25 protein-coding genes are annotated in these 26521 nt (G+C 75.2%); 13 read left to right on the top strand and 12 right to left on the bottom strand.

Translation table 11 applies throughout. The features are described 5' to 3' along the window. Positions 1-196: 196 nt before the first annotated feature. A complete protein-coding gene (locus ACFY7E_RS06485; RefSeq protein WP_389481455.1) occupies positions 197-1222 on the top strand; it encodes a helix-turn-helix domain-containing protein in 1026 nt (341 codons plus the stop codon). Between the two features lie 6 nt (positions 1223-1228). Here the strand turns inward: ACFY7E_RS06485 and ACFY7E_RS06480 are convergent, their stop codons facing one another. Continuing rightward, positions 1229-2383: an alkaline phosphatase PhoX gene (locus tag ACFY7E_RS06480; RefSeq protein ID WP_389481453.1), complete on the bottom strand. Its 1155-nt coding sequence runs from the start codon at positions 2381-2383 to the stop codon at positions 1229-1231. A gap of 278 nt (positions 2384-2661) precedes the next feature. On the opposite strand from ACFY7E_RS06480, the gene ACFY7E_RS06475 reads away from it, so the two are divergent. Both ACFY7E_RS06475 and ACFY7E_RS06470 read left to right on the top strand, forming a co-directional pair. Beyond that, positions 2662-3111: a group III truncated hemoglobin gene (locus ACFY7E_RS06475; RefSeq protein WP_389481451.1), complete on the top strand. Its 450-nt coding sequence runs from the start codon at positions 2662-2664 to the stop codon at positions 3109-3111. A 143-nt stretch (positions 3112-3254) separates the two neighbouring features. Next, positions 3255-3668, top strand: a complete 414-nt coding sequence (locus tag ACFY7E_RS06470) for a VOC family protein (protein WP_389481449.1) — start codon at positions 3255-3257, stop codon at positions 3666-3668. Between the two features lie 12 nt (positions 3669-3680). Here ACFY7E_RS06470 and ACFY7E_RS06465 read toward each other — a convergent pair whose 3' ends face one another. The 5 genes from ACFY7E_RS06465 to ACFY7E_RS06445 form a co-directional block, all read right to left on the bottom strand. Further along, a complete protein-coding gene (locus ACFY7E_RS06465) occupies positions 3681-4460 on the bottom strand; it encodes an SDR family NAD(P)-dependent oxidoreductase (protein WP_389481447.1) in 780 nt (259 codons plus the stop codon). 86 nt (positions 4461-4546) lie between these two features. After that, positions 4547-5131, bottom strand: coding sequence for a TetR/AcrR family transcriptional regulator (locus ACFY7E_RS06460; protein WP_389481445.1), 585 nt, complete (start codon positions 5129-5131; stop codon positions 4547-4549). 37 nt (positions 5132-5168) lie between these two features. Continuing rightward, complete coding sequence (nirD, locus tag ACFY7E_RS06455) at positions 5169-5498, bottom strand: nitrite reductase small subunit NirD (protein WP_383438681.1); 330 nt, start codon at positions 5496-5498, stop codon at positions 5169-5171. Next, positions 5495-8053 (bottom strand): nitrite reductase large subunit NirB, encoded by a 2559-nt coding sequence (gene nirB / locus ACFY7E_RS06450; protein ID WP_389481441.1) that lies wholly within the window; start codon positions 8051-8053, stop codon positions 5495-5497. Before nirB ends, nirD begins: the two co-directional genes overlap by 4 nt. Further along, positions 8043-9278 carry an NAD(P)/FAD-dependent oxidoreductase gene (locus ACFY7E_RS06445; protein WP_389481438.1) on the bottom strand — a complete coding sequence of 412 codons (1236 nt, stop codon included), beginning with the start codon at positions 9276-9278 and terminating at the stop codon, positions 8043-8045. Before ACFY7E_RS06445 ends, nirB begins: the two co-directional genes overlap by 11 nt. Positions 9279-9510: 232 nt before the next feature. On the opposite strand from ACFY7E_RS06445, the gene ACFY7E_RS06440 reads away from it, so the two are divergent. Genes ACFY7E_RS06440 through ACFY7E_RS06430 form a run of 3 tightly spaced genes read left to right on the top strand, consistent with a single transcriptional unit; the run spans position 9511 to position 12086 of the window. Beyond that, the gene (locus ACFY7E_RS06440; RefSeq protein WP_389481436.1) at positions 9511-11082 is read left to right on the top strand and encodes a ferric reductase-like transmembrane domain-containing protein; all 1572 of its coding nucleotides are present in this window, start codon (positions 9511-9513) and stop codon (positions 11080-11082) included. Next, positions 11075-11263, top strand: coding sequence for a hypothetical protein (locus ACFY7E_RS06435; RefSeq protein ID WP_389481434.1), 189 nt, complete (start codon positions 11075-11077; stop codon positions 11261-11263). Before ACFY7E_RS06440 ends, ACFY7E_RS06435 begins: the two co-directional genes overlap by 8 nt. Before the next feature lie 37 nt (positions 11264-11300). Continuing rightward, positions 11301-12086, top strand: coding sequence for a sulfite exporter TauE/SafE family protein (locus ACFY7E_RS06430; RefSeq protein WP_389481431.1), 786 nt, complete (start codon positions 11301-11303; stop codon positions 12084-12086). 15 nt (positions 12087-12101) lie between these two features. On the opposite strand, the gene ACFY7E_RS06425 is transcribed toward ACFY7E_RS06430, so the two are convergent. From ACFY7E_RS06425 to ACFY7E_RS06415, 3 genes are all read right to left on the bottom strand, one after another. After that, positions 12102-12719, bottom strand: a complete 618-nt coding sequence (locus ACFY7E_RS06425) for a class F sortase (protein WP_389481429.1) — start codon at positions 12717-12719, stop codon at positions 12102-12104. A gap of 111 nt (positions 12720-12830) precedes the next feature. After that, on the bottom strand, positions 12831-13361 hold the full coding sequence (locus tag ACFY7E_RS06420) for a hypothetical protein (protein ID WP_389481427.1): 531 nt from the start codon (positions 13359-13361) through the stop codon (positions 12831-12833). A gap of 258 nt (positions 13362-13619) precedes the next feature. Next, a complete protein-coding gene (locus tag ACFY7E_RS06415; protein WP_389481424.1) occupies positions 13620-14408 on the bottom strand; it encodes an aminotransferase class IV in 789 nt (262 codons plus the stop codon). A gap of 132 nt (positions 14409-14540) precedes the next feature. Between ACFY7E_RS06415 and ACFY7E_RS06410 the strand changes: the two genes are divergently transcribed. Genes ACFY7E_RS06410 through cutA form a run of 4 tightly spaced genes read left to right on the top strand, consistent with a single transcriptional unit; the run spans position 14541 to position 19513 of the window. Continuing rightward, on the top strand, positions 14541-15155 hold the full coding sequence (locus tag ACFY7E_RS06410) for an NADPH-dependent FMN reductase (RefSeq protein ID WP_389481421.1): 615 nt from the start codon (positions 14541-14543) through the stop codon (positions 15153-15155). A 13-nt stretch (positions 15156-15168) separates the two neighbouring features. Next, positions 15169-16902, top strand: coding sequence for an ABC transporter ATP-binding protein (locus ACFY7E_RS06405; protein ID WP_389481419.1), 1734 nt, complete (start codon positions 15169-15171; stop codon positions 16900-16902). Continuing rightward, positions 16899-18794, top strand: coding sequence for an ABC transporter ATP-binding protein (locus tag ACFY7E_RS06400; protein ID WP_389481417.1), 1896 nt, complete (start codon positions 16899-16901; stop codon positions 18792-18794). The genes ACFY7E_RS06405 and ACFY7E_RS06400 overlap by 4 nt, the downstream gene beginning before the upstream one ends. After that, positions 18791-19513, top strand: coding sequence for a divalent cation tolerance protein CutA (gene cutA / locus ACFY7E_RS06395; RefSeq protein ID WP_389481415.1), 723 nt, complete (start codon positions 18791-18793; stop codon positions 19511-19513). Before ACFY7E_RS06400 ends, cutA begins: the two co-directional genes overlap by 4 nt. Here the strand turns inward: cutA and ACFY7E_RS06390 are convergent. The 3 genes from ACFY7E_RS06390 to ACFY7E_RS06380 form a co-directional block, all read right to left on the bottom strand. After that, on the bottom strand, positions 19500-21629 hold the full coding sequence (locus tag ACFY7E_RS06390) for a molybdopterin oxidoreductase family protein (RefSeq protein WP_389481413.1): 2130 nt from the start codon (positions 21627-21629) through the stop codon (positions 19500-19502). The two genes, cutA and ACFY7E_RS06390, sit on opposite strands and share 14 nt — an antisense overlap. 108 nt (positions 21630-21737) lie before the next feature. Further along, positions 21738-22424: a vancomycin high temperature exclusion protein gene (locus ACFY7E_RS06385; protein WP_389481410.1), complete on the bottom strand. Its 687-nt coding sequence runs from the start codon at positions 22422-22424 to the stop codon at positions 21738-21740. A 34-nt stretch (positions 22425-22458) separates the two neighbouring features. Continuing rightward, positions 22459-23181, bottom strand: coding sequence for an aquaporin (locus tag ACFY7E_RS06380; RefSeq protein ID WP_389481408.1), 723 nt, complete (start codon positions 23179-23181; stop codon positions 22459-22461). Between the two features lie 81 nt (positions 23182-23262). Here ACFY7E_RS06380 and ACFY7E_RS06375 point away from each other — a divergent pair, with 81 nt between their 5' ends. From ACFY7E_RS06375 to ACFY7E_RS06365, 3 genes are all read left to right on the top strand, one after another. Then, a complete protein-coding gene (locus ACFY7E_RS06375) occupies positions 23263-23970 on the top strand; it encodes a hypothetical protein (protein WP_389482198.1) in 708 nt (235 codons plus the stop codon). Between the two features lie 239 nt (positions 23971-24209). Then, positions 24210-25028, top strand: a complete 819-nt coding sequence (locus tag ACFY7E_RS06370; RefSeq protein ID WP_389481406.1) for a sirohydrochlorin chelatase — start codon at positions 24210-24212, stop codon at positions 25026-25028. Positions 25029-25064: 36 nt separating this feature from the next. After that, positions 25065-26384: a deoxyguanosinetriphosphate triphosphohydrolase gene (locus ACFY7E_RS06365; RefSeq protein WP_389481404.1), complete on the top strand. Its 1320-nt coding sequence runs from the start codon at positions 25065-25067 to the stop codon at positions 26382-26384. The last annotated feature ends 137 nt before the right edge of the window (positions 26385-26521 follow it).

Raw genomic sequence — 26521 nt, 5'->3', positions numbered from 1 at the left:
GGACGGGCAAAGCCCCCCACGGTCTCCACCACGTCACCTCGGTCCAGAAGGTTTCCTGCCCGACCCGTACAGCTTTTCGGTTCCGCCCCGTTCGCCGCGATGCTTTTCAACTGTGGCTGAAACACCCTGGTAACGTGCAGTGATGCTGTGCATACTCGTCGTCGGGGGTGGTTGCGAGTGCACAGGTGGGGACCTCATGCTGCGGATTCATTTCACCGGAAACGACTTGGCGGGGGTGCGGACGGCGGCCCGGCCGGATGTTCTGTGGGAAACGATTCTGAGCTTTCACCGGTTAAGGGACCGACGCGGCCCCGTCGTCTACGGGGAATGGCGCGCGGAAGCGCGGGCGCGGCTCGGCGGTGAGACCCGCCTCCTCGCCGCCCTCGTGCCCAGCAGGGGCTATTTCCCCGACTTCCTGACGCCCGCCGAGGGCGTCAACGGCCTCGACGAGGGCCTCCAGGCGATCCGCGCGACCGACCTCGGCCGGCTGCGCGGGGAGCTCTCGCTGCTCGCCGCCGACCGCTCCGGCGGCCGGACCGTGCCCCACTCGCTGCGCGCCCTCGCCGACGGGGGAGCGGAGCCCTTCGACCGGCTCGTGGGGGCGCTGCGCGGCTACCACCGGGCCGTCGTCGAGCCGTACTGGCCGCACATCCGGGCCCGCGTCGAGGCCGACCGGGCCCGCCGCGGCCGGGCCCTCCTCGACGGCGGCGCCGAGGAACTCCTCGCCTCGCTGCCGCCGATGCTGCGCTGGCGCGCGCCCGTCCTGGAGGCCGACTACCCGGTGGACCGGGACGTGCACCTCGACGGGCGCGGACTGCTGCTCCAGCCCTCGTACTTCTGCCGGGGGACCCCCGTCGTGCTGCGCGACCCCGCGCTGCCGCCGGTCCTCGTCTACCCCGTCACCCACGGCGAGGCGCCGACCGTCCGCGCGCCCGGCGGCACCTCGCTCGCCAAGCTCGTCGGCCAGACCCGCTCGGCGGTGCTGCACGCCATCGGGGACGGCGGCACGACCAGCGAACTCGCGCGCCGCGCCGGGGTGTCGCTCGCCTCGGCCAGCCAGCACGCGGGCGTCCTGCGCGAGGCCGGGCTCATCGCGACCCTGCGCCACGGCAACGCGGTCCTCCACACCCTGACGCCACTGGGCGCCGCACTCCTCGGCGGCGCCCGGCAGAAGACGGTGGACCTGCACTGCTACGCGCGGAACGGGCCGGTCAGCCCGTGACGCGCGTCACGCGCGGAACGGGCCCGTCACCTCGTAGGTGATGCCGCCCGAGGAGCTGCCGCTCGTGCCCCGCTGGCTGGAGAAGTACAGCCGCTTCCCGTCGGGGGAGAAGGCCGGCCCGGTGATCTCCGAGCCGGACTGGCCGCCGATCCGCAGGAACGGGGCCACGACGTCGTCCGGGGTGATGACGCAGATCTCCATGTTGCCGCCGTCCTCGGCGACGTACAGGTCGCCGGAGGAGGTGCCGGTGACGTTGTCGACGCCCGTCAGCGGGGCGCCGCCGGAGACCAGCGAGTCGTCGTAGGCCAGCTCGTACGTGCCGGCGGCGAGGTTGACCTGCCAGACCCGGTTGTCGCCCTTGGTGGTGAACCAGACGGTGTCGTTCGCGTAGTAGCAGCCCTCGCCGCCGTTGAAGCGCTTGGCACCGGAGACCTGGTTGCGGGTGACGGTCGGGGAGCCGTCCGGGTCCGGCACGTTCTGCCAGGTGAAGGTGCCGGAGGTGGCCGTGGACGCCTTGAAGACCTGGAGGGTGCCGGAGGAGAGGTTGCCCCAGGTGGTGGGCAGGAAGCGGTAGAAGCAGCCGTCCGTCTCGTCCTCGGTCAGGTAGATCGCCCTGCGCACCGGGTCGGCCGCCGCCGCCTCGTGCTTGAAGCGGCCCATCGCGTCCCGGCGGTAGGCCGTGCCGCCCCACGGGTTCGACTCGTAGACGTAGCCGAGGGACACCTCCTCGCAGGACAGCCAGGTGTTCCACGGGGTGGCGCCGCCCGCGCAGTTCTGCCGGGTGCCGGAGAGGATGCGGTACGCGCCGGTGATCGTGCCCGACGCGTTGAACTTCACCGCGCTCGCGCCGCCGCTCGGGTTGATCTCCGAGTTCGAGACGTAGATCCAGCCGGTGCCGTCGACGAAGCAGGCGCCGCCGTCGGGGGCGCTGTGCCAGGTGTACGAGGTGCCGGCGACCGTCTGGCCGGACCGGGCGATCACCCGGCTGGTGAACCCGGCCGGCAGCTGGATGCCGTTCGCGTCCGCCGGGCCGAGCGCCCCGTAGGGGCCCGCGCCGGGCTGGGCCGGGGCCGCGAAGGCCGCCCCGTGCCACAGGCTGCCGCCGAAGGCGGCGGCCGAGGTACCGATGACCGCTCCGCGCAGGAAACCGCGTCGCTCCACGTCTCACTCCCGAGAAGGATGGTGAACCGCCCCGCCGCACCGGTCGGCGGCGGGGTCGCGCGTCTCCGGAACCTAGGAGCGGGGAATTGACGGGGCGACAACGAGCGGTGAAGAGGAGACGGCGGGTTGGCGGGGGGCGGGGGTGTGGGGGTGTGGAGGCACGGAGGTGCGGGGCGGGGACACGGGGGCGTGGAGGTACGGAGGTGCGGGCCCGGCCCCGTTCGGGCCCGGGACCTTCGGCACTGGGGAGGCGGCCGGGGGCGGGGGAGACTGGGGGCATGCGTGCCACCCGGGACATCAGCGACCGCGCCGACCTCGACGCGCTGCTGCGCCGCTTCTACACCGAGGCCTTCGCCGACCCGCTCATCGGGCCCTTCTTCACCGAGGTCGCCGGCACCGACCTGGAGGCCCACCTGCCGGGCATCACCGACTTCTGGGAGCGGGCCCTGTTCCGCACCGCCGCCTACGGGCGGGACCCCCTCGCCCCGCACGCCGCCCTCCATGCCGTACGGCCGCTCACCGCGGCCCACTTCGGGCGCTGGGTACAGCTCTGGCGCGCCTCCGTCGACGGACTCCACGCGGGGCCCCGCGCCGAGCGGGCCAAGGCGCAGGGGGAGCGGATCGCCCTGGCCATGCTGCGGCGGCTCGCCGGGCCCGACGCGCCCACCGGGGGCGGCGGCGGGTTCGTCCCCCTCGCGGCGCTCCGGCTGCGCACCGCCGCGGCCTGAGCGGAGCCCGTACCGCGGTGGGCCGCTCCGGGCCGGGGAGGAAATCCCTCCGGGAGCGATGAGTTCCGGGCGCCGCCCCCGTCCTACCTCTCGAAAGCGCCGGAACGCACCGAGCGGGCCGGCCGACCGAGGGAGAGAGCGTCATGGCCCAGCAGATGATCTTCGTGAACCTGCCCGTGAAGGACCTCGACGTCAGCAGGGCCTTCTTCGAGAAGCTCGGCTACTCCTTCAACCCGCAGTTCAGCGACGACACCGCCGCCTGTCTCGTCATCAGCGACACCATCTTCGCGATGCTGCTCACCGAGGAGAAGTTCAAGGAGTTCACCGCCCCGGGCAAGGAGATCTCCGACGCCACGAAGGCCACCGAGGTCCTGATCACGCTGAGCGCCGAGAGCCGCGAGAAGGCCGACGAGCTGGCCGACGCGGCCCTCGCCGCCGGTGGTACGCCGGCGAAGGAGCCGATGGACATGGGCTTCATGTACGGGCGCTCCTTCACCGACCCGGACGGCCACCACTGGGAGGTCTTCTGGATGGACCCGGCCGCCGCCCGGGGCTGAGCCGTCGAGGGCTCAGGCCGACACCCCGCCGTCGATCACCAGGTCGGTGCCGACGGCGGAGCCGGCCGCGTCCGAGGCGAGGTACAGGACCGCCGCCGCGACCTCCGCGGCGGACGAGATCCGGCCGAGCGGCGACTCGCCCTTCATCCGGACCTCCCGCTCGGCCTCGGTCTCGCCGGGCCGCAGCGACATCGTGGACTCCGCCGCCCCCGGGCTGACCGCGTTGATGCGGATCCCGTCGCCTATGTGGTCCAGGGCCGCGGCCCGGGTGAGCGCCGACACGGCCGCCTTGGAGACCTGGTAGCCGAAGAGGCCGGGGAACCGGACGTGCGCGCCCAGGTTGGACGACACGTTCACGATCGCCCCGCCGCCGTGCGCCCGCATGTGCGCCACCTCGGCCTGGAGGGCGTGCAGGACCCCCGTGACGTTGACGTCGAGCAGTTCCTTCCAGTCCTCCGGGGGGAGGTCGGCGGCGCTGTGGCCGCCGCCCCGGAAGATCCCCGCGTTGTTCACGGCGACGTCCAGGCCGCCGAAGAGCTCGACCGCGCGCCGGACCAGCTCCCGGGTGGACGCGGCGTCGGTCACGTCGGCGGTGACCGCCGCGGCGGTGCCCCCGGCGTTCCCGACCAGGGCGACCGTCTCCTCCAGGGTCTCCGGCGTGCGGCCGGCGACGACGACCTTCGCTCCCTCGGCGGCGAAGGCGAGCGCGACGGCCCGGCCGAGACCGGAACCCGCCCCGGTGACGAGGACGACCCGATCGGCGAAGCGTGCGGCGGGCTGTGCGACGGACATGGGGAAGCTCCTTCTTGTTTGACCGTACGTTCCAATATGAGGGTCGAAGAAAGGGCACCCGCGAGGGTGCCCTTTCCCCGGTCCGTTCAGTCCAGCAGGGCCAGCGCCTGTTCCGCCGCGTCCCCGACCCTGGCCGGGTCGCCCGACGCCTTGCCGACCACCCGTATGCCCTGCATCAGGACCAGGAGCATCCGGGCCAGCGCGCGCGGGTCCCGGTCCGCCGGGAGCTCGCCCCCGGCGCGGGCCCGGGCGAGCGCCGCGTGGAGCAGGGTCTCCAACTGCTCCCAGCTCAGCTCGACGCGGCGGGCCACCGCCGGGTCGTGCGGCCCCAGCTCCGCCGCCGAGTTGGTGACGAAACAGCCGTTCAGGCGCTCCCCGTCCGCCGTCGCCTCGGCGGCGAAGCGCCGGACCAGCGCCCGGACGGCCGGCAGGGCGGGGCCGGGCGCGGACAGCTCCTCGACGATCCGGGGGTCCCGGGTCTCCGTGTACCGGTCCATCGCCCTCAGGTACAGCTCGTGCTTGCTGCCGAAGGTCGCGTAGACGCTGGCGCGGCCCACCCCGAGGTGCTCCACGAGCGCCGACATCGTCGTCGCCTCGTAGCCGCGCGCCCAGAACAGTTCGAGGGCTGCCCCCAGCGCGGCGTCCGGATCGAACTCCTTGGTCCTGGCCACGACAGGACCCTAGATCTTTCTGGAACGTACGGTCAAGCTAGACGGCCCGTACCGGATACACCGCCACCGCGACCTCCTCGTCGTCCAGGCAGCGGCCCGTCTCCAGGTCGAACCGCTGCTTCAGGAGCGGCGAGGCCACGAACGGGCGTCCGTCCGCCGAGCCGATCAGCCCCCGGGAGAGCACCTGCGCCCCCGTGAACGGATCGCGGTTGTCGATCGCGTACGTCCGGCCCGACCGGTCCCGGAAGACCGCCGCCTGCCGGCCGTCCGGCAGCAGCGCCGCCACGCCCCGGCCCGGGATCAGCCGGGCCTCCTCGCAGACCGTCGTCCAGGATCCGTGGGCCGGGGAGAGTTCGAGCGTCTTCATCGGGAGGAGACTCCTTCCAGGGTGAGGAACGTGAGGTCCGGCTTGATCTGGTCGCGCTCCGGGACGAACCGGACCGTGGGGTCCGGCGCCTCCGGGGCGTTCACGAAGGAGACGAAGCGCCGCAGCCGCTCCGGGTCGTCGAGGGTCTGCGCCCACTCGTCCTGGTAGTTCTCGACGTGCGCCGCCATCAGCGCCTCCAGCTCGTCGCAGAGCCCGAGCGAGTCGTGCACCACCACGTCCTTGAGGTGGTCGAGCCCGCCCTCCAGGCGCTCCAGCCAGGTCGACGTCCGCTCCAGGCGGTCCGCCGTCCGGATGTAGAACATCAGGAACCGGTCGATCAGCCGGATCAGTTCGGCGTCCGACAGGTCCTGGGCGAGCAGGTCCGCGTGGCGCGGGGTCGCGCCGCCGTTCCCGCCGACGTACAGGTTCCAGCCGTTCGCCGTGGCGATGACCCCGAAGTCCTTCGCCTGCGCCTCGGCGCACTCGCGGGCGCAGCCCGAGACCCCCGACTTGAACTTGTGCGGGGCGCGCAGGCCCCGGTAGCGCAGTTCGAGCTGGATCGCCATCTTCACCGAGTCCTGCACGCCGTACCGGCACCAGGTCTGCCCCACGCAGGACTTCACCGTGCGCAGCGCCTTGCCGTACGCGTGCCCCGACTCGAAGCCCGCGTCGACGAGCCGCGTCCAGATCGCCGGGAGCTGGTCCACCCGGGCGCCGAACAGGTCGATCCGCTGACCGCCGGTGATCTTCGTGTAGAGGCCGAAGTCCCGGGCCACCTCGCCGATCACGATCAGCTTCTCCGGGGTGATCTCGCCGCCCGGGATGCGCGGCACCACCGAATAGGAGCCGTTGCGCTGCATGTTGGCGAGGAAGTGGTCGTTGGTGTCCTGGAGGGAGGCCTGCTCGCCGTCCAGGATGTAGCCGTTGTTCAGCGACGCCAGGATCGAGCCCACGGTCGGCTTGCAGACCTCGCAGCCCTCGCCGCCCCGCGCCTCCGGCCGCCCGTGCGAGTCGAGCAGTGCGGCGAACGAGGTCACGCGCAGGGTGCGGGCGATCTCGTACAGCTCGCTCCTGCCGTACGGGAAGCAGCCGCAGAGGCCCTTGTCGGCGGCGGCCGGCAGCAGCTTCTCGATCACCTTCACGCAACTGCCGCAGCCCGTACCGGCCTTGGTGCACTTCTTCACCTCGGCGAGCGAGGAGCACTGGCCGATTGCGTGCTTCGTGACGTTGTGGCAGGAGCAGATCACCGCGTCGTCCGGCAGCGCCGAGGGGCCGAGCGCCACCGGCGCGCCCGCGCCCGCCGGGAGCACCAGCTGCTCGGGGGAGACCGGCGGCACCGTGCCGGTCAGCGGCCTCAGCAGCCCGTACGCGTCGGCGTCGCCGACCAGGACGCCGCCGAGCAGCACGCCCTCGCCGTCCACCACCAGCTTCTTGTAGACGCCCGAGCGGGAGTCGGAGTACACGACGTCGAGGCAGCCCTCGGCCGTGCCGTGCGCGTCGCCGAACGAGGCCACGTCCACGCCGAGCAGCTTCAGCTTGGTCGAGGTGTCGGCGCCCGTGAAGCCGTCTCCGGCCTCCTCCTTCGCGAGGACCGCCGCCACCGTCTGCGCCATCTCGTAGCCCGGCGCCACCAGGCCGTAGACCCGCCCGTCGGCCGCGAGCGCGCACTCCCCGATCGCGAAGACCGCCGGGTCCGAGGTCCGGCACCGCTCGTCCACGGCGATGCCGCCGCGCTCGCCCACGGCGAGGCCGCAGTCCCGGGCCAGCTGGTCCCGGGGCCGCACGCCCGCCGAGAAGACCACCAGGTCGGTGGCCAGCTCGGAGCCGTCCGACAGCCGCATGCCCGTCACGGCGCCGTCCGCCGTCACGACCTCCTGCGTGCCCGTCCCCGTGTGGACGGTCAGGCCCATCCGCTCGATCGTGCGCAGCAGGGCCGCGCCGCCGCCCTCGTCCACCTGCACCGGCATCAGGCGCGGCGCGAACTCCACCACGTGCGTGTCCAGGCCGAGGCCCTTGAGCGCGCCCGCCGCCTCCAGGCCGAGCAGACCGCCGCCGACCACCGCGCCGGTCGTCGCCGTCTTCGCGTACTCCTCGATCGCCAGCAGGTCCTCGATCGTGCGGTAGACGAAACAGCCCCGGGCGTCCCTGCCGGGCACCGGCGGGACGAAGGGGTACGAGCCGGTGGCCAGGACGAGGGCGTCGTACGCGAAGACCCGCCCCGAGCGGGCGGTGACCGTCCGGGCCTCCCGGTCCACCGACTCGGCCGCGTCGCCCACGTACAGCTCGATGCCGTGCTCCGCCATGAAACCCGCCCCGACCATCGACAGGTCGTCGGGGGTGTTCCCGGAGAAGTACGAGGTGAGCCGGACGCGGTCGTAGGCCGGGCGCGGCTCCTCGCAGAGGACCACGATCCGGGCCCGCCGGGTCACGCCCCGGTCGGCGAGCGCCTCCAGGAAGCGCTGGCCGACCATTCCGTGGCCGACCAGGACGATCGTCGGGGTGTGCGCGGCCGTACCGGCGCTCGTGCGGGCACGCGTGTCAGCGTCAGCGCTCATGTCGGGAGCCTCCGTCGTGGGTGAGCAGATGGAGCAGGGGAGCCTCGGGGAGGGCCTCGTCGCCCTCCCAGGCACGGGCGAGCGCGCCGACCGCGGCCAGGTCGCCGAGGAGGACGCCCCCGACGAGCCGGTCGCCCCGGACGACGACCTTGCGGTACGCGCCGCGGGTGGGGTCGGTGAGCTGCACGGTGTCGTCGCCCGGCCGCGCGGTGACCTCGCCGAAGGCGGCCAGGTCGAGCGGGCGCGGGCCGGCGAGGGTGAGCCGGGTGAGGGCGCGGGTGCCGGTGTAGGCCGCCGGGACGGCGGGTTCGGACGCGTCGGAGACCTCGGCCCCGGTCTCCCCCGCCAGCACCTCCGCCAGCGCGTCCGCCTGTTCGAGCGCCGGGCCCGCGAGTCCGTAGACCCGGCCCGCGTGCTCCGCGCAGTCGCCCACCGCGTGGATCAGCGGGTCGGAGGTCCGCAGCTCGTCGTCGACCACGATCCCGGTGCCGACGTCGAGCCCGGCCTCCCGGGCCAGGGCCACCCGGGGCCGCACCCCGCAGGCCAGGACCACCACCCGGGCGTCGAGCACGAAGCCGTCGGCGAGTTCGACCGCCGTGACCGCCCCGTCCCGCTGCCGCAGGCCGGCGACCCGGCACTCGGTGTGCACCTCGACCCCGAGGGACTCGACGTGCTCCTGGAGCAGTGCCGACGCGTGGGCGTCGAGCTGGCGCTCCATCAGGCGCTCGCCCTGCTGCGCCAGGACCACGTCCGCGCCGAGCGCCGCGAGGGCCCGCGCCGCCGACACCCCGAGGAGCCCGCCGCCGACGACCACGGCCCGCACCCCGGGCCGTACCGCCGCGCGCAGCGCCAGGCAGTCGTCGAGCGTGCGGAAGGGGTGGACGCCCTCCGGGAGCGCCGCCCCGCGCAGTCCGCGCAGCGGCGGCAGCACCGGGTTGGAGCCCGTCGCCAGGACGAGCCGGTCGTAGCCGACGCGCGAGCCGTCCGCGCACTCCACCGTCCGCGCCGCCCGGTCGATCCGCACCGCCCGCGCCCCGAGCCGGGCCGGCTCGCGGGTCCCGGGCAGGGCGATCACCTCGGGGGCGTACCGCCCGGCGAGGACGTCGGCGAGCAGCACCCTGTTGTACGGTGCGTGCGGCTCCTCGCCGAGGAGGGTGACGGGCAGGCGCCGGGCGAGCCGGGCGCCCGCCGTCCCGCCCCCGACCACCACGATCCGTGTACTCATGACCGGAAGCGTGCGCGGCCGGTGTTACCCGGCGGCATCCCGGCTGTTTCCCGTACGGAACGCTGATCTCCGCCCGCGGCCCCGGCCGCTGTGAGGGCCCCGGCTCCGGCCGCTGTGAGGGCCCGCGGGACCGGCCCCGGGGTTAACCCGCGGTCAGCCTCGCCTCAAGCCCGTCTTAAGGATCGGGCGTGCGCGGCTGAGCTGGGGATTCCCGTATACGGGCGCCCCTAGGGTGCCGGATGTGACCACCGAGGCCAGCCACCCCCTCTACGTACCCCTCGCGCCCCTCGCCGCGCTGCGGGCGCCTGTCCCGCCCCTCACCGCGCCGCAGACCTTCGCCGCGTTTCCCGCCGCACCGAAAGCCCCCGCCGCGCCCCGCCGTCCCCCGGCGGCCCCGCCCCGCACCGCGCCGCAGTCCTCCGCCGTGTTTCCCGACGGGCCGAACGGTCCCGCGCCCCGCCGTCCCCCGGCCGCCCCGCCCGTCCCCGTCCCCGCCCTGCGGCTCGCTCCCGAGCGGCTGCGGGGCGGGATCGTCGCCGGTGCCGGGGCCGTCGGGCTCCTCTGGGGGCTCCAGGCCCGGCCCTCCGCCCGGCTCGACGTCCTCTTCGCGTCCGGCGCCCACCTCACCGGACTCCTCGGCGGGTACGGCGTCCTCGTCCTGCTGCTGCTCATGGCCCGGGTCCCGGCCGTCGAGCACGGCGTCGGCGCCGACCGGCTCGCCCGCTGGCACGCCCTCGGCGGCCGGTACGCCCTCGGCCTGGTCGCCGCCCACGCCGTCCTCGCCCTCTGCGGCCACGCTGTGCACACCCGCGCCGACCTGGTCGCCGCCACCGGGGACCTCCTCTCGTACGGGGCGATCGCCGCCGCCACCGCCGGCACCGCCCTGTTCGCCGCCGTCGGGATCACCTCCGCCCGTTCCGTACGGCGCCGGCTCCGGCACGAGACCTGGCGGGCCGTCCACCTCGGCGCCCTGCTCGCCGCCGCGCTCGGCTTCGTCCACCAGCTCGCCGGTCCCGACGTCGCCGGCGGCCCGCTCACCCGCTGGTTCTGGTCCCTGGCGCACGCCGTCGTCGCCGTCCTCCTCGTCTGGTACCGGCTCGTCGTCCCCGCCCGCGCCGCCCTCCGCCACGACCTGCGGGTCGCCGAGGTCCGCGACGAGGGCCCCGGGGTCGTCTCGGTCCTCGTCCGGGGCAGGGGAGTGGACCGACTGGGCGCCGAACCGGGCCAGTTCTTCCGCTGGCGCTTCCTGCGGCGCGGCCTGTGGGCCACCGCCCTGCCCTTCTCGCTCTCCGCGCCCGTCCGCGACGACACCCTGCGGATCACCGTCAAGGCGCTCGGCGACCACACCCGCCGCGTCCGGCGGCTGCGCCCCGGCACCCGGGTCCTCGCCTCCGGGCCCTTCGGGGCGCTCACCGCCCACCGCCGCACCCGCCGCAAGGTCCTGCTGCTCGCGGGCGGGGTCGGCATCACGCCGCTGCGGGCCCTCTTCGAGACCCTGCCCGGCGGCCCCGGCGACGTGACCCTCCTCTACCGCGCCCCGGACGCCTCCGCCGTCGTCCTGCGCGGGGAGCTGGAGGCCATCGCCCGCGAACGGCGGGCCGCCCTCCACTTCCTCCTCGGTCCCTCCGACGGCTCCTTCGACCCCCTCGCCCCGCGCGCCCTGCGCCACCTCGTGCCCGACCTCGCCGCCCACGACGTGTACCTGTGCGGCCCGCCCGCGATGGCCCGGGCCGCGACCGCCTCCCTGCGCCGGGCCGGGGTCCCGGCCTCCCGCATCCACAGCGAGGACTTCGCCCATGCCTAGACACGGAGCACCGCACCCTCCCCCGGAGCGGGCCCGGCGCCGCCTCGCCGCCGGGCTCCTCGGCGCCGGGGCGCTCGCCGCGACCCTGCTCACCGCCCTCGTCACCCCCGCCGGCCCGCCCGCGCCCGACCGGGGGCCGGGCGCGGCAAGCTCAGACGTAGCTCAACTCTCCCGGGACTGATGGACGGGCCGACGATCACGTCCCTAGGCTCACGGCCATGCCCGAGATATCGCTGACCACCCTCGTCCTGCTCTGCCTCGCCGCGCTCGTGGCGGGCTGGATCGACGCCGTGGTGGGCGGTGGCGGGCTGCTCCTGCTGCCCGCCCTGCTGCTCGGGCTCCCGCACGCCCCGGCCGCGCAGATCCTCGGCACGAACAAGGCCGTCGCCATCGTCGGCACCACCGGCGCCGCCGTCACCTACGTCCGCAAGGCGCCCGTCCGGGTCGGGACGGCGGTGCGGATCGGGCTCGCGGCCCTCGCCGGCTCCATGGCCGGCGCCTTCTTCGCCGCCGGGATCAGCAGCGACGTCCTGCGCCCGGTGATCATGGTGGTGCTGCTCGGGGTGGCGGCCTTCGTGATGCTCCGGCCCTCCTTCGGCGCGCGGGCCGAGGGGGAGGAGCGGGCGCCGCTGACGCGGGCCCGGATCGTGACCGCGATCGTGGTCGTCGGCGGCGGGATCGGCTTCTACGACGGCCTGTTCGGGCCGGGCACCGGCACCTTCCTGGTCCTGGCCCTGACCGCCGTCCTCCACCTCGACCTGGTGACCGCCTCCGCCACCGCCAAGATCGTCAACGTCTGCACCAACGCGGGCGCCCTCGCGATGTTCGCGTACCAGGGCACCGTGTACGGGCAGCTCGCCGCCGTCATGGCGGTCTTCAACCTGGCCGGCGGGACGGCCGGCGCCCGGATGGCGCTGAGCAGGGGGGCCGGGTTCGTCCGGGGGGTGCTGCTCGTGGTCGTCCTCTCGCTGGTCGCGAAGCTCGCCTTCGACCAGTGGGCGTGAGCCGCCGGGGGCGGGCTACCGCACGCCGATGAGGTGCCCGAAGGCGACCACGTTCCCCTGGTAGCCGTTCTTCTTCGAGAAGCCGCCGCCGCAGGTGATGACCCGGATCTCGGCCCGGCCCGCCTCGGCGTACACCTTGTCGTCCGGGAAGGCGTCGTTCTCGTACACCTCGACCGCGTCGACCGTGAACACGGCGGTGCGCCCGTCCTCCCGGTCCACCTCGATCCGGTGGCCCTTCTCCAGCGCGCCGAGGGTGTAGAAGACGGCGGGCCCGTCCGCGTTGTCGACGTGGCCCGCGACGATCGCGGTGCCCTTCGCGCCGGGCGCGGTCCCGCCCCCGTACCAGCCGGCCAGGTTCCGGTCCTCGGCCGGCGGCACGTCGAGCGAGCCGTCCGCCGCCAGGCCGAGCCGTGTCACCGGGGCGTCCACGTCGGTCTCGGGGATGCGCAGCCGTACGGGCGCCGAGGGCGGCAGCGGGTCGGCGGCGGCGTCGGTGTGGACGCTCGGCCCGGCGGCGAAGGCCTGGGCGGCGGACGGCACGGGCGGGGTGACGTCCTCCGAGCCGTTCTGGACGAGCCAGACGCCCACGCAGGCGGCCACCGCCAGGCCCCAGCCCTTGCTCCTGTTGCTCACCTGCGGTCCCTTCCGTCTCTTCGGGGGGCGTCACCGGGATGTGCCGGGACGTGGTCCTGCCCCCGCCGGGCCCGTACGGGCGTGCGGCGGGGGCAGGAGAGGGGCGGTGTCTCAGTGCCCCCGCGCGCCGCTCGCCCGGCGGCGCAGGAGCCAGACACCGCCGACGGCGGCCGCGGCCAGCACCGCCGCGCCCGCCGCGACCCGGGTGGTGTCGGGGCCGACGCTGCCCCCGACACCCGTCTGGACGTGGCCGCTGGGACGCCGGTGCGTGACGGTCAGGTCGCCCCGGGCCGTCTTGCCGTTGTCGCAGGCCACGCTGATGCCGTACGTACCGGCCTTGGCGTGCTCGGGCACGGTGAACTGCCCGACCACGATCTCCTTGTGCGTGCTCGGCTTCAGGTGGAACTCGCCCGCGCCGAGCGCGTTCGCGTCGCCGACGCCGTGCCCGTTCTTGCCGCAGGCGAGGGTGTTGACGGTGACCGTGGTGCCGGGGGCCGCGGACGACGGATAGACCTCGAGGGTCTCGTGCCGCCCCCCGGTCTCGTTCCACTCCTCGCCGGCGTGCGCCGCCGGGGCGGCGAACGCCCCGAGCGCGGCGACCGTCAGCGCGGTACCGGTGAACAGACGGGCAGTGGTGCGCATGGGGGTCCTCCGGGGCGCGCGTACGGTCGTGCGGGGACGGTCCTGCCGGGAGGGACTTCCCGGAGCCGGACCTGCTGTGACCGAGATAAAGCCCGCCGCGCGCCCCCCGCCTCCTGAGGGAGTATCAGGAAGGGGCCGTCCGATACGGCGTGCCGCCTGGATTCCGGACGTTTTCGCAGGTCGGAGGCGTTTTCGACACGCCGGGCCGCGCCCCGCGCCGAACGGGTGACCGAGGCCGGCGGCCGGAGCGCCCGCCCCTCAGGGGCGGATCTCCTCCGCCGGCACCCCGTCGTACGCCGCGCACACCCGCTCCATCAGCTCCCCGTCCACCGCGAACGCCGTCCCGTCGATCGCCGTCACGGGCGCGATCGTCCGCGCGTTGGTCGTGAAGGCGGCCCGGTAGCGGGGCAGGTCGGCCAGGGAGACCGGCCGCCGGACCGAGCCCAGGCGCGGCTCCAGGAGGGCCATGGTGACGCCGTGGAGGCAGGGCGCCGACGGCCAGACCAGCGAAGTCCCGTCCCAGAGGGCGATGTTGGCGACCGCACCCTCGGCGATCTCCCCGGACGGGGAGGTCAGCAGGGCCTCGTCGTACCCCGCGCGCCGGGCCGCCTCGCCGTGGTACCGCTGCCCGAAGCCGCCCAGGTGCTTGAGGTGCGCGGCCGGACGCTCGTACGCCACGCTCGTCAGGCGCTGCGGGGCGCCGGGACCGTCCGGGGCCGGGGCGCGGACGGTCACGACCGTGCGGGCCCCCTCGTACACGTACACCCTGACCGAGGCGTCCCGCCGTCCGGCGGCCTCCAGGGCGCCGGCGACCAGCCCCCGGACCCGTCCGCCGTCCAGGCCCCGGCCGAAGAGCTCGCGGGTCGAGCGGTCGAGCCGTTCGAGGTGCAGTCCGAGCCCCTTCGCGCCCCCGTCCCGCACCTGCATCGCCGTGAAGTGGCCGTAGCCGCTCATGAGGACGCCGAGGAGCGCCGGATCGTCCACCGGGACGCCGTCGGCCTCGACGCGGACGCGGTCGTCGGCGGGGGAGGCGGGAGGGGTCGTCATGCCCCCACCGTAGGGGGGGCGCCGCCGCGCCCCGTCGCGGGGGTCTCCGGCACGCCCTCGTCGCACGTCCTCGTCGCACGGCCGGAAGAACCGCTTGACCTCAACCAAACTTGAGGTACCACGATCACCGACATGGACCTCACGAACTCCACCCCGACCGCCGTTCCCTCCGCCCCCCTCTCCCTCGCCCTCGTCGTCGCCAGCGACCGCGAAGGCCGCTTCGCCCCCGTCCTCGCCGACTGGTTCCTCTCCCGCCTCGCCGAGCGCGAGGACTTCGCCGTCACGGTCGTCGACCTCGCCGGGGTCGAGCTCCCCACCTCCCTCTCGTACGCCCCCTCCCCGGCCGTCCGCGCCGCACTCGCCGGGATCACCCCGGCCCTCGCGGCCGCCGACGCCTTCGTCGTCCTCACCCCCGAGTACAACCACTCCTTCCCCGCCTCCCTCAAGAACCTGATCGACCGGCACTACACCGAATGGCAGGCCAAGCCCGTCGGCTTCGTCTCCTACGGCGGGATCTCCGGCGGTCTGCGGGCCGTCGAGCAGCTCCGCCAGGTCTTCGCCGAGCTGCACTCCGTCACCGTCCGGGACACGGTCTCCTTCCACCACGTCCACGGGCAGTTCGACGAGGACGGGCGGCACAAGGACCCGGCCGGCGCCGAGGGCGCGGCCAAGACCCTCCTCGACCAGCTCGCCTGGTGGGGCCACGCCCTCAAGGACGCCAAGGCCGTCCGCCCGTACGGCGCGTGAAGGGGGCGGCACCGTGTTGTTCCGGATCGTCGTCCCCCGCCTGCGGCCCTACCGGGCCCTCCTCGCCCTCCTCGTCGCCCTCCAGCTCGTCCAGACCCTGTCCTCCCTCGCCCTGCCCGCCCTCAACGCCGGCGTCATCGACCACGGCGTCCTGCGCGGGGACACCGGCCGGGTCCTCTCCGGCGGCGCCACGATGGCCGCCGTCACCCTCCTCCAGGTGGCGGCGGCGGCCGCCGCCACCTGGACCGGCGCCCGCGTCGCCCTGGGCGTCGCCCGCGACCTGCGCTCCGAGGTCTTCCGCCGCGTGCAGGAGTTCTCCGCCCGAGAGCGGGGCCGCTTCGGCGCCGCCTCCCTCATCACCCGCACCACCAACGACGTCCAGCAGATCCAGACGTTCACCGTCCTCGTCCTGACGATGCTGGTCGCCTCCCCGCTCCTGTGCGTCGGCGGCATCGCCATGGCCCTGCGCCAGGACGTGCCGCTCGCCCTCGTCCTGATCCTCTTCGTGCCCGTGATGGCCGGGGCCGTCGGCACCGTCGTCCTGCGCATGCGGCCCCTCTTCCGGGGCATGCAGCTCCGCGTCGACCGGACCAACCGGATCCTGCGGGAACAGATCACCGGCGTCCGGGTCGTCCGCGCCTTCGTCCGCGACCGGCACGAGCGGGAACGGTTCGCCGCCGCCAACGACGAGCTGTTCGCCGTCGGCCTGCGGGCCGGCCGGTTACAGGCCCTCATGTTCCCCACGGTCCTGGTGATCTGGGAGCTGACCACCGTCGCCCTGGTGTACGCCGGCGCCCACCGCATCGACTCCGGCGCGCTCCAGCCCGGCGGCCTCGTCGCCTTCCTCGGCTACCTCCTCCAGACCTCCATGTCCGTGATGATGGTCCTCTTCCTCCTGATGCACATGCCGCGCGCCGAGGCGGGCGCCGAACGCGTCCGCGAGGTCCTCGCCACCCGCTCCTCCGTCCCCCCGCCCGAGCACCCGGTCCGCGCACTCCACGGCTCCGGCCGGCTCGAACTCGACGGCGTCGGCTTCCACTACCCCGGCGCGGAGGAACCCGTCCTGCACGGCGTCGGGCTCGTCGCCCGGCCCGGCGAGACCACCGCGATCGTCGGCTCCACCGGCAGCGGCAAGTCGACCCTCCTCGGACTCGTGCCCCGCCTCTTCGACGCCACCGAGGGCCGGGTCCTCGTCGACGGCGCCGACGTCCGCACCCTCGACCCCGCCCTCCTGGCCGGGACCGTCGGACTCGTCCCCCAGAAGCCGTACCTCTTCGCGGGCACGATCGCCTCCAACCTCCGCTACGGCCGGCCCGGCGCCACCGACGAGGAGCTGTGGCACGCCCTGGGGACCGCCCAGGCCGCCGACTTCGTCCGGGAGCTCGACGGGGGGCTCGACGCGTCCGTCTCCCAGGGCGGCGCCAACTTCTCCGGCGGCCAGCGCCAGCGGCTCGCCATCGCCCGCGTCCTCACCGCCCGCCCCCGCCTCTACCTCTTCGACGAGTCCTTCTCCGCCCTCGATCCCGGGACCGACGCCCGGCTGCGGGCCGCGCTCGCCGAGGAGACGGCCGGCTCCACCGTGGTGGTCGTCGCCCAGCGGATCTCCACCGTCCGCCACGCCGACCGGATCGTCGTCCTCGACCGGGGCCGGGTCGTCGCCACCGGCACCCACACGTCCCTCCTGCGGGACGACCCCACCTACCGGGAGATCGTCCTCTCCCAACTCACCGAGGAGGAAGCCGCGTGAGCACGAGCACGAGCACGGCGCCCCGTGACCGGACCTCCGGCCACGACGGGGCCCCCGCCGCCCCCGCCCGCACCGGCCCACCGCCCCAGCGCGGCCCCGGCCTCGCCGTCCCCTCCCTCGAACGCTCCCTCTCCTTCCGCGCCTCCGGTCTGCGCCTGCTGCGCACCCTCGCCCCCGACCGGGCCCGGCTGCTCGCCCTCCTCGCCGCCGGCGCCGCCGGCGTCGCCCTCTCCGTCCTCGGCCCCCTCCTCCTCGGCCGCGCCACCGACCTCGTCGTCACCGGCGTCACCCGCCCCGCCGGGGTCGACTTCGCGGCCGTCGGCCGGGTCCTCGCCCTCTCCGCCGCCGCCGTCCTCGGCTCGTCCGTCCTCCTCTGGATCCAGCAGCGGATCGCCACCGCCGTCGTCCAGCGCGCCGGACACCGCCTGCGGGAACGGGCCCAGCACAAGCTGGCCCGGCTGCCCCTCTCCCACCTGGACCGGCAGCCGCGCGGCGAGGTCCTCTCCCGCACCACCAACGACATCGACAACATCACCCAGACCCTCCAGCAGGCCTTCAGCCAGATGGTGCGCGCCCTGCTCACCCTGGTCGGCGTCCTCGCGATGATGTTCTGGATCTCCCCGCCGCTCGCCCTCGTCGCCCTGGCCACCGTCCCCGTCTCCCTCGCCGTCGCCGCCCTCGTCGGACGCCGCGCCCAGCCGCAGTTCGTGAAGCAGTGGGCGGTCACGGGCCGGCTCGGCGGCCACGTCGAGGAGATGATCACCGGCCACACCGAGGTCGTCGCCTTCGGACGGCGCGAGGAGGCCGTGGGCCGCTTCGACGAGCTGGGCGAGGAGCTGTACCGGGCGAGCTTCCGCGCCCAGGTCGTGTCCGGCCTCATCCAGCCCGTCCTGACCTTCGTCGGGAACCTGAACTACGTGGCCGTCGCCGTGGTCGGCGGACTGCGGGTGGCGAGCGGCACCCTCACCGTCGGGGACGTGCAGGCCTTCGTCCAGTACTCGTACGAGTTCAACGGCCCCGTCACGCAGATCGCCGCCATGGCCAACCTGCTCCAGTCCGGGGTGGCCTCCGCCGAGCGGGTCTTCGACCTCCTCGACGCCGAGGAGGAGACCCCCGACCCGGCCGAGCCCCTGCGGCCCGAACCGCTGCGCGGCCGGGTCTCCTTCGAGAAGGTCTCCTTCCGCCACGACCCCGCCCGGCCGCTGATCGAGGACCTCTCCCTCACCGTCGAGCCCGGCCGGACCGTCGCCGTCGTCGGCCCCACGGGCGCCGGCAAGACCACCCTGGTCAACCTCCTCATGCGCTTCCACGAGCCGACCGGCGGCCGGATCACCCTCGACGGCGTCGACACGGCCGCGATGACCCGGGAGGAGCTGCGCTCCGGCACCGGCATGGTCCTCCAGGACACCTGGCTCTTCGGCGGCACCATCGCCGAGAACATCGCCTACGGGGTCCCCGGCGAGGTCTCCCGGGAGCGGATCGTCGCGGCGGCGCGGGCCGCCCACGCCGACCGGTTCGTCCGCACCCTGCCCGACGGCTACGACACCGTCCTCGACGAGGACGGCGGCGGCCTCAGCGCCGGCGAGAAGCAGCTCGTCACCCTCGCCCGCGCCTTCCTCTCCGACCCGGTGATCCTCGTCCTCGACGAGGCCACCAGCTCCGTCGACACCCGCACCGAACTCCTCGTGCAGCGGGCCATGTCCTCGCTGCGCGCGGGCCGCACCAGCTTCGTCGTCGCCCACCGGCTCTCCACGATCCGCGACGCCGACACCATCCTGGTGATGGAGCGCGGCGCGATCGCCGAGCAGGGCACCCACGAGGAGCTGCTCGCCGCCGGAGGGGCCTACGCCCGGCTGCACGCGGCCCAGTTCGCCCGTACGGTGGAGACGTGATCGTCACCGTCCGCACCACCACCGACGCGCGCGCCAAGGCCGACGCCCTGGCGCGCGGCGCCGTCGAGGCCCGGCTCGCCGCCTGCGCGCAGGTCTCGGGGCCCCTCACCTCCGTCTACCACTGGAGGGGCGCGATCGAGGCCTCCGAGGAGTGGCAGGTGGAGTTCAAGACCACCGAGGCCCGCCACCCCGCCCTGGAGGCGCACCTCCTCGCCGCCCACGACTACGAGACGCCCGAGATCCTCGCCACCCGGGTCACCCGGGTGAGCGAGGGGTACGCCCGCTGGGTCGAGCGCGAGACCGCGCCGGACCCGGCGATCGAGGGCCCGGTGGCCGACGACGGACTGCCGTTCTTCATGTACGGGACGCTCCGCCCGGGCGCGTACAACCACGACCGGTTCCTCGCCGGCCGGATCGGCGCCGAGGCGGACGCCGTGCTGGAGGGCGCGGTCCTGCACGACGGTCCCGGCTACCCGTACGCCGTCCCGGCGGAGAAGGGCCGGGTGGCCGGCACCCTGCTCACGCCCGCGCCCGGCGCCTACGGCGAGCTGTTCGGCCTGCTCGACCGCCTCGAACTGCCCGCCGGCTACGAGCGGGTGGCGAAGGAGGTCGTCCGGGTGCGGGACGGGGCGCGGGTCCGGGCCTGGGTGTTCCTGGCGGCGCCGGACGCGCCCCTCGGCCCGGTCATCGGGACCGGCGACTGGTTCAACCGCTCGTAGCGGCGTCCCCGGCGCGCTCCAGGCGCACCGCGCACACCTTGAACTCCGGCATCCGGGAGATCGGGTCGAGCGCCGGGTTCACCAGCGTGTTGGCCCGTCCCTCGCCCGCCCAGTGGAACGGCATGAAGACGGTGTCGGGCCGGATCGACGCGGTGATCCGGGCCGGCGCGACGGCCCGGCCGCGCCGCGACACCACCGTGATCCGCTCGCCCTCGGCCACCCCGATCCGCTCGGCCAGCCTCGGGTGCAGCTCCACGAAGGGGCCGGGCGCCGCCGCGTTCAGCTCGTCGACCCGCCGGGTCTGCGCCCCCGACTGGTAGTGGGCCACCACGCGGCCCGTGGTCAGGACGACCGGGTACTCGGCGTCCGTCTCCTCGGCCGCCGCCCGGTGCGTCACCGGCACGAACCTGGCCCGCCCGTCGGCCGTCGCGAACCGGTCCAGGAACAGCCGGGGCGTCCCCGGGTGCGGACCGGCGCCCTCCGGGGCCGCGGGGCAGGGCCAGAAGACGCCCTGCTCCTCCTCGACGCGCCGGTAGTCGATGCCCGAGTAGTCGGCGGGCCCGCCCGCCGAGGCGCGCCGCAGCTCCTCGAAGACCTCCTCGGGGTCGGTGGGGAAGCCCTTCTCGGACCCGTTCCCGTCGCCGAGGAGTTCCGCGAGCCCGTGCAGCACCTCCAGGTCGCTCCGCACTCCGGCGGGCGGGTCGAGGGCCCGGCGGCGCAGCAGCACGCGCCCCTCCAGGTTGGTCATGGTGCCGGTCTCCTCCGCCCACTGGGTCACGGGCAGGACGACGTCGGCGAGCGCGGCGGTCTCGGAGAGCACCACGTCCGCGACGGCGAGGAAGCCGAGCGACCGCAGCCGCTCCTCGACGTGCGCGGCGCGCGGCGCGGAGACCACCGGGTTGGAGGCCATGACGAGCAGGGCCCGCACGTCCCCGCCGAGCGCGTCGAGGAGTTCGTACGCGCTCCGCCCCGGCCCCGGCAGCGATTCGGGCGCGACTCCCCACACCCCGGCCACGTGCGCGCGTGCGGCCGGGTCGTCGAGCTTGCGGTAGCCGGGCAGCTGGTCGGCCTTCTGGCCGTGCTCGCGCCCGCCCTGGCCGTTGCCCTGGCCGGTGAGGCAGCCGTACCCGCTCAGCGGCCGGCCCGCCCGGCCGGTGGCCAGGCACAGGTTGATCCAGGCGCCGACGGTGTCGGTGCCCTTGGACTGCTGCTCGGGGCCGCGCGCGGTGAGCACCATGCCGCTGTCGGCGTCGCAGAACATCGCGACCGCCTCGCGCAGCAGCGGCACGGGGACGCCGGTGATCCGCTCGACCTGCTCGGGCCAGTGGGACATGGCCCCGGCGCGGGCGGCCTCCCAGCCGCCGGTCCGCTCCCGCACGAACTCCTCGTCCACCCGGCCCTCGGCCACCACGAGGTGCAGCAGGCCGAGGGCGAGCGCGAGGTCGGTGCCGGGGCGCGGGGCCAGGTGCAGGTCGGCCTGCTCGGCGGTGCGGGTGCGGCGCGGGTCGACGACGATCAGTCTTCCGCCGTTCTCCTTCAGCTCGGTGAGGTAGCGCAGGGCGGGCGGCATGGTCTCGGCGAGGTTGGAGCCGACGAGGATCACGCACCCGGTCCGGGGAACGTCCTCCAGGGGGAAGGGGAGTCCCCGGTCGAGGCCGAAGGCCCGCTGGTGCGCGGCGGCGGCCGAGGACATGCAGAAGCGTCCGTTGTAGTCGATCTGCGAGGTGCCGAGGACGACCCGGGCGAACTTGCCCAGGGAGTACGCCTTCTCGTTGGTGAGGCCGCCGCCGCCGAAGACCCCCACGGCGTCGGGACCGTGGTCGGCGCGGGTCCGGCGCAGCCCGTCGGCGACGGCGGCGAGCGCCTCCTCCCAGGACGCGGGCGCCAGGGCCCCCGTGTCGGGGTTCCGGACCAGGGGCTCGGTGAGCCGGACCCGGGAGGAGAGCACGGCGGGGGCGGTGCGGCCCTTGCCGCACAGGGCACCCCGGTTGACGGGGAAGTCGGTCCGCTCGACCACCTCGGCGGGCAGCCCGGGGGCGCCGGTGGGGCGCAGCGACATCCCGCACTGGAGCGCGCAGTAGGGGCAGTGGGTGGGGACGGCCGTGGTGTCGGACATGCCGCCAGGGTGGGACGGGAGTGTTACGCGGGGCGGCGCGGCGTATTACGGGCGCGGTGCCATGCCCTCCGCCGGGCGGGCGGCGGAGGGTGAGGGGTCCGCCCGGTCTCACCGCGCGCGGGGCGACGCGAGCGCCTCGGTGACGCCCTTCTCCTCCGGGCCGAGGAAGTGGGGATCGGGCCGCAGGCCGGCGTCGAGGGCCGCCTTGCCCGCCGCGAGGACCTCCCGGGTGGTGCCGTAGTACCAGGTGCGGTCGCGGGGTTCGGCGACCCCGACCCCGTACGCGTCGACGCCCGCCCGTCCGCACAGCGCGACGGCCCGCTTGACGTGGAAGTCCTGGGTGACGAGGACGGCCCGGTCGACGCCGAAGACCTTCCGGGCCCGGACGCAGGAGTCCCAGGTGTCGAAGCCCGCGTAGTCGCTGACGATCCGTCCGTCCGGCACCCCGCGCCCGGTGAGGTACGCGCGCATGGCGCTGGGCTCGTCGTACGCGGTCCGGCTGTTGTCGCCGGTGACGAGGAGGACCCGCACCTTGCCCGTGCGGTACAGCTCGGCGGCGGTGTCGAGCCGGTGCGCGAGGTACGGGGTGGGGCGGCCCTTCCACAGGCCCGCGCCGAAGACGACGGCGACGTCCCGGGCGGGCACGTCGGCGGTGGTACGGAGCTTCCCGGCGGCGGCCGTGTGCATCCAGGTGGCGGGCAGGAGCGCGAGGACGGCGCCGGCCATCACGGCCCGGACGGCGCGGCGGCGGGTCCGGACGGTGCGGGGGAGCCACCGGGTGAACCGTGCGGGCATGCGGGAACCTCCGGGGACGGGAACGGGTGTGCTGTCACCCCGTTCGACGCGCCTCGGCCGGGTTCGGTTCACCGGACGCCCCGTCCGTTCCGTACAGCACACCCGCCAGGACCAGGCCGCACAGCATCCCGAGGAGCTGCGCGGCGGCGAAGGCGGGCACCGAGGCGGGGGCGATCCCGGTGAAGGAGTCGGAGAGGGAACGGCCGACGGTGGCCGCCGGGTTGGCGAAGGAGCCGGAGGAGGTGAACCAGATCGCCGCGCCGATGTACCCGGCCACGGCGACCGGGGCGAGGGCCGGGCGGCCGATGTGCCGCAGGCCCTGCACCACCACGACGAGCCCGGCGGTGGCGACGGCCTCGCCGAGCAGCAGATGGAGCGCGGCGCGGGGCTCGGTGGCCCAGGCGCCGGGCGTCCGGCCGAACATCGCCTCGGCGAGCAGGGCGCCCGCGACGGCCCCCGCGAGCTGGGCGCCGATGTAGGCGAGGGCCTCGCGCCCCCCGCGCTCGGGGCGCCGGGACCACCACTCGGAGAGGGTCACCACGGGGTTGAAGTGGGCGCCGGAGAGCGGGCCGATGAGGGCGATGAGCAGCCCGAGGCCGAGCGCGGAGGCGGAGGCGTTGGCGAGCAGCCGGACGCCGGTGTCCTGGCTGAGGGAGTCGGCGCGGATGCCGGAGCCGACGACGACGGCGACGAGGGCGGCGGTGCCGATGAACTCGGCGGCGGCGCGCCGGGGGAGCGACGCGGGGGACATTCTCATGGTGGAAAAGATATTCCGTGATTCGGAAGGAAAAAAGAGGGGAGGGGGAGGGGTGCCGACCCGTAGGATCCGCCGGTGATCATCGACGCCGCCCGCGCGGACCTCCTCGACGCCGCCGCCCGCAACAACGCCGAGTGGTGCCGGACGGTGTGCCGCGCCCACGGCGACCCCGGCACCTTCGGGCCCCGCGCCTGGACCAGCGCCCGCCGCACCCCGCCCTACTACCCGGACGCGGTGACCCTGAGCGGCGACGCGGAGGCGCGGGACGTCCTGCCCGGCATCGACCGCACGTCCCCGGGCGCCTCGGTCAAGGACTCCTTCGCCCGTCTCGACCTGGCCGCCGAGGGCTTCCGGCTCCTCTTCGAGGCGCGCTGGATCCACCGCCCGGCCGGCCGTCCCGCCCCGGCCCCCACCGGCGACTGGCGGCCCGTCCGCACGCCGGAGGAGCTCGGGGAATGGGCCCTGGCGTGGAGCGGCGGCGACCCGGACGAGGCGGGGATCCTCCGCCCCGCTCTCCTCGCCGACCCGGCGACGACGCTGCTCGCGGGGCGCGGGCCCGACGGCCGGATCACCGGCGGCGCTGTCCTCAGCGACAGCGGCACGGTGACGGGCGTCTCCAATCTCTTCAGCACGGGCGGCGCCGACCCCTCCCGCGTCTGGGAGGGCGCCCTCGCCGCGGTCCCCGCCGGCCGCCCGGTCGTCGGCTACGAAGCGGGCGACGACCTGACCGCCGCCCTCGCCGCAGGCTTCGAGGAGCTCGGCCCCCTCCGGGTCTGGCTGGACGCCTGACGGGCGCACCTGACGGCCGCCCGGGGCCGGACGTGAGGCCCCGGCAAACAGCCGTGACCCCGGCGCAACGGGCGGGCAACGTGCCCCCGGCAGGATCGGTCCGTGACGGAGCCGGACAGCACGTTCGACACCACCGCCGAACTGCTCACCGGGATCACCGAGCAGCTCGGGAACCGGCTCGCCGAGGTGCGTCCGTACGGCGCCCCGCAGGGGAAGTCCGACGAGGAGGTACACCCGCCATGCGCCACCGCACCGCTCCCGCGCACCACCGCGCCGCACCGACCGCCACCGCCCGCCGTCCGGCGACCCTCGTCGCCGTCGGCCACGGCAGCCGCGACCCCCGCGCCCGCGCCACCCTGCTCCGGCTCCTCGACCGCGTCCGCGCACTCCGCCCAGGGCTCGACGTCCGCCTCGCCCACATCGAACTGAACGCCCCCCTCCTCGGCGAGACGCTCGCGGACCTCGCCGACGAGGGCCGCGAGGCGGTCCTCGTTCCCCTGCTCTTCGCTCCCGGCCACCACGTCACCCACGACCTGCCCGCCGCCGTCGCCGCCGTGCCCGGCCTCCGGGCCCGCGTCGCCGCGCCCCTCGGCGCCCACCCCCTCCTCGCCGAGGCCCTCGCCGGCCGCCTCGCCGAAGCGGGCTGGCCCTCCGAAGGTCCACCCGACGAGCACCCCGGCGCGCACGACCCGCGCACCACCGGCGTCGTCCTCGCCGCCGCCGGCTCCCGCGACCCCCGGTCCGGCGCCGAGACCCGCCGCATCGCCGCCCTCCTCGGCGAGCGCCTCGGCGGCGTCCCCGTCGTCCCCGCCTACGCCTCCGCCGCCGCGCCCACCGTCCCCGAGGCCGTCGCCGCCCTCGCCGCCCGGGGCCGCCACCGGATCGCGGTCGCCTCCTGCTTCACCGCGCCCGGCCTCTTCGCCACCCGCGCCGCCGCCCACGCCCCCTGGATCGCCGCCGCGCCGCTCGGCGCCCACCCGGCCCTCGCCCGCCTGGTCCTCCACCGCCACGACCGCGCGCTCGCCGCCACCCGCACGCGGGAACCCACCGCCGTCTGAGCGCTTCTGTCGGCCCCTCCGGTTACCTTCGGGGACATGGAAGGCATCGAGGACACCAAGGACAGCCAGGTCACCGCCCACACCCCCGGATACGACCCCGCCGCGACCGAGCGCTGGGACCCCGAGCCCGACAAGCGGCCGGGCCGCACCGCCTTCCAGCGCGACCGCGCCCGCGTGCTGCACTCCGCCGCGCTCCGCCGCCTCGCGGGCAAGACCCAGGTCGTCACCCCCGGCACCAGGAGCCACGCCTGGGACGCCAGCCCCCGCACCCGGCTCACCCACTCCCTGGAGTGCGCCCAGGTCGGCCGCGAGCTCGGCGCCGCCCTCGGCTGCGACCCCGACCTCGTCGAAGCCGCCTGCCTCTCCCACGACATGGGCCACCCGCCCTTCGGGCACAACGGCGAACAGGCCCTCAACGACGTCGCCGAGGACTGCGGCGGCTTCGAGGGCAACGCCCAGTCGCTCCGCCTCCTCACCCGCATCGAGCCCAAGCGCTTCGTCAAGGACGCCGACGGCGAACTCGCCAGCGTCGGCCTCAACCTCACCCGCGCCGCCCTCGACGCCGCCACCAAGTACCCCTGGGAGCGCGGCGGCGACCCCCGCGACCCCGGCTCGCCCAAGTTCGGCGTGTACGAGGACGACCTGCCCGTCTTCGAGTGGATCCGGCGCGGCGCCCCCGCCCACCGCAAGTGCTTCGAGGCCCAGGTCATGGACTGGTCCGACGACGTGGCCTACTCGGTCCACGACTTCGAGGACGGCCTGCACGCCGGGCACATCGACCCCAACCTCCTCCTCGCCGAGCCCGAGCGCGCCGACATCTGGCAGGTCGCCATCGGCCGCTACGTACCCGGGGACACCGACCCGCAGGAGCTGGCCGAGGCCCTCGACCGGCTCGTCGACCAGGAGTGGTGGCCGCACGGCTACGACGGCTCGGCCGTCGCCCAGGCCCGCCTCAAGGACGCCACCAGCCAGCTCATCGGCCGCTTCTGCCTCGCCGCCGAGGGCGCCACCCGCCAGGCGTACGGCTCGGGCCGCCTCACCCGTTACGGCGCCGAGCTGGTCGTCCCGCGCGAGACCCGCAACGAGTGCGCCGTCCTCAAGGCCGTCGCCGTCCGGTACGTGATGCAGCGCGCCGAGCAGGAGGCCCTCCGCGCCGACCAGCGGATCGTCGTCGCCGAGCTCGCCGAGGCCCTCGTCGCCCGCGCCCCCGACGGCCTCGAACCGCAGTTCCGCGCCGCGTACGACAAGGCCCCCGACGACCGGGCCCGCAAGCGCGTGGTCGTCGACCAGATCGCCTCCCTCACCGACGCCTCCGCCCGCGCCCTGCACGCCCGCTTCCACCACCCGCGGGCATAGGCGAGGGACGGCCGGGGCGCGGCGGGGGACCGCACGGCCCTCTTCCGCCGCCCCCCTCCGTGCGGGACGCTCGCATGCGGTCCCGGGGCGGTACGGCCCGAAGAACGCCCGGGGGCGTAGGTTGGAACCGGTCGCAA

Source organism: Streptomyces sp. NPDC012825 (assembly GCF_042900925.1).
In the GTDB taxonomy this organism is placed as follows: Bacteria; Actinomycetota; Actinomycetes; order Streptomycetales; family Streptomycetaceae; genus Streptomyces.
Note: the sequence above shows the minus strand (reverse complement) of the source record. Positions and strands in the feature narration are given on the sequence as shown.

Excerpts from the sequence above, each read along its gene's own strand:
- ACFY7E_RS06485 (WP_389481455.1), top strand. The coding sequence starts at position 197 with ATGCTGCGGATTCATTTCACCGGAAACGACTTGGCGGGGGTGCGGACG.
- ACFY7E_RS06475 (WP_389481451.1), top strand. The coding sequence starts at position 2,662 with ATGCGTGCCACCCGGGACATCAGCGACCGCGCCGACCTCGACGCGCTG.
- ACFY7E_RS06470 (WP_389481449.1), top strand. The coding sequence starts at position 3,255 with ATGGCCCAGCAGATGATCTTCGTGAACCTGCCCGTGAAGGACCTCGAC.
- ACFY7E_RS06465 (WP_389481447.1), bottom strand. The coding sequence starts at position 4,460 with ATGTCCGTCGCACAGCCCGCCGCACGCTTCGCCGATCGGGTCGTCCTC.
- nirD (WP_383438681.1), bottom strand. The coding sequence starts at position 5,498 with ATGAAGACGCTCGAACTCTCCCCGGCCCACGGATCCTGGACGACGGTC.
- nirB (WP_389481441.1), bottom strand. The coding sequence starts at position 8,053 with ATGAGCGCTGACGCTGACACGCGTGCCCGCACGAGCGCCGGTACGGCC.
- ACFY7E_RS06445 (WP_389481438.1), bottom strand. The coding sequence starts at position 9,278 with ATGAGTACACGGATCGTGGTGGTCGGGGGCGGGACGGCGGGCGCCCGG.
- ACFY7E_RS06435 (WP_389481434.1), top strand. The coding sequence starts at position 11,075 with ATGCCTAGACACGGAGCACCGCACCCTCCCCCGGAGCGGGCCCGGCGC.
- ACFY7E_RS06430 (WP_389481431.1), top strand. The coding sequence starts at position 11,301 with ATGCCCGAGATATCGCTGACCACCCTCGTCCTGCTCTGCCTCGCCGCG.
- ACFY7E_RS06420 (WP_389481427.1), bottom strand. The coding sequence starts at position 13,361 with ATGCGCACCACTGCCCGTCTGTTCACCGGTACCGCGCTGACGGTCGCC.
- ACFY7E_RS06415 (WP_389481424.1), bottom strand. The coding sequence starts at position 14,408 with ATGACGACCCCTCCCGCCTCCCCCGCCGACGACCGCGTCCGCGTCGAG.
- ACFY7E_RS06410 (WP_389481421.1), top strand. The coding sequence starts at position 14,541 with ATGGACCTCACGAACTCCACCCCGACCGCCGTTCCCTCCGCCCCCCTC.
- ACFY7E_RS06390 (WP_389481413.1), bottom strand. The coding sequence starts at position 21,629 with ATGTCCGACACCACGGCCGTCCCCACCCACTGCCCCTACTGCGCGCTC.
- ACFY7E_RS06385 (WP_389481410.1), bottom strand. The coding sequence starts at position 22,424 with ATGCCCGCACGGTTCACCCGGTGGCTCCCCCGCACCGTCCGGACCCGC.
- ACFY7E_RS06380 (WP_389481408.1), bottom strand. The coding sequence starts at position 23,181 with ATGAGAATGTCCCCCGCGTCGCTCCCCCGGCGCGCCGCCGCCGAGTTC.
- ACFY7E_RS06370 (WP_389481406.1), top strand. The coding sequence starts at position 24,210 with ATGCGCCACCGCACCGCTCCCGCGCACCACCGCGCCGCACCGACCGCC.
- ACFY7E_RS06365 (WP_389481404.1), top strand. The coding sequence starts at position 25,065 with ATGGAAGGCATCGAGGACACCAAGGACAGCCAGGTCACCGCCCACACC.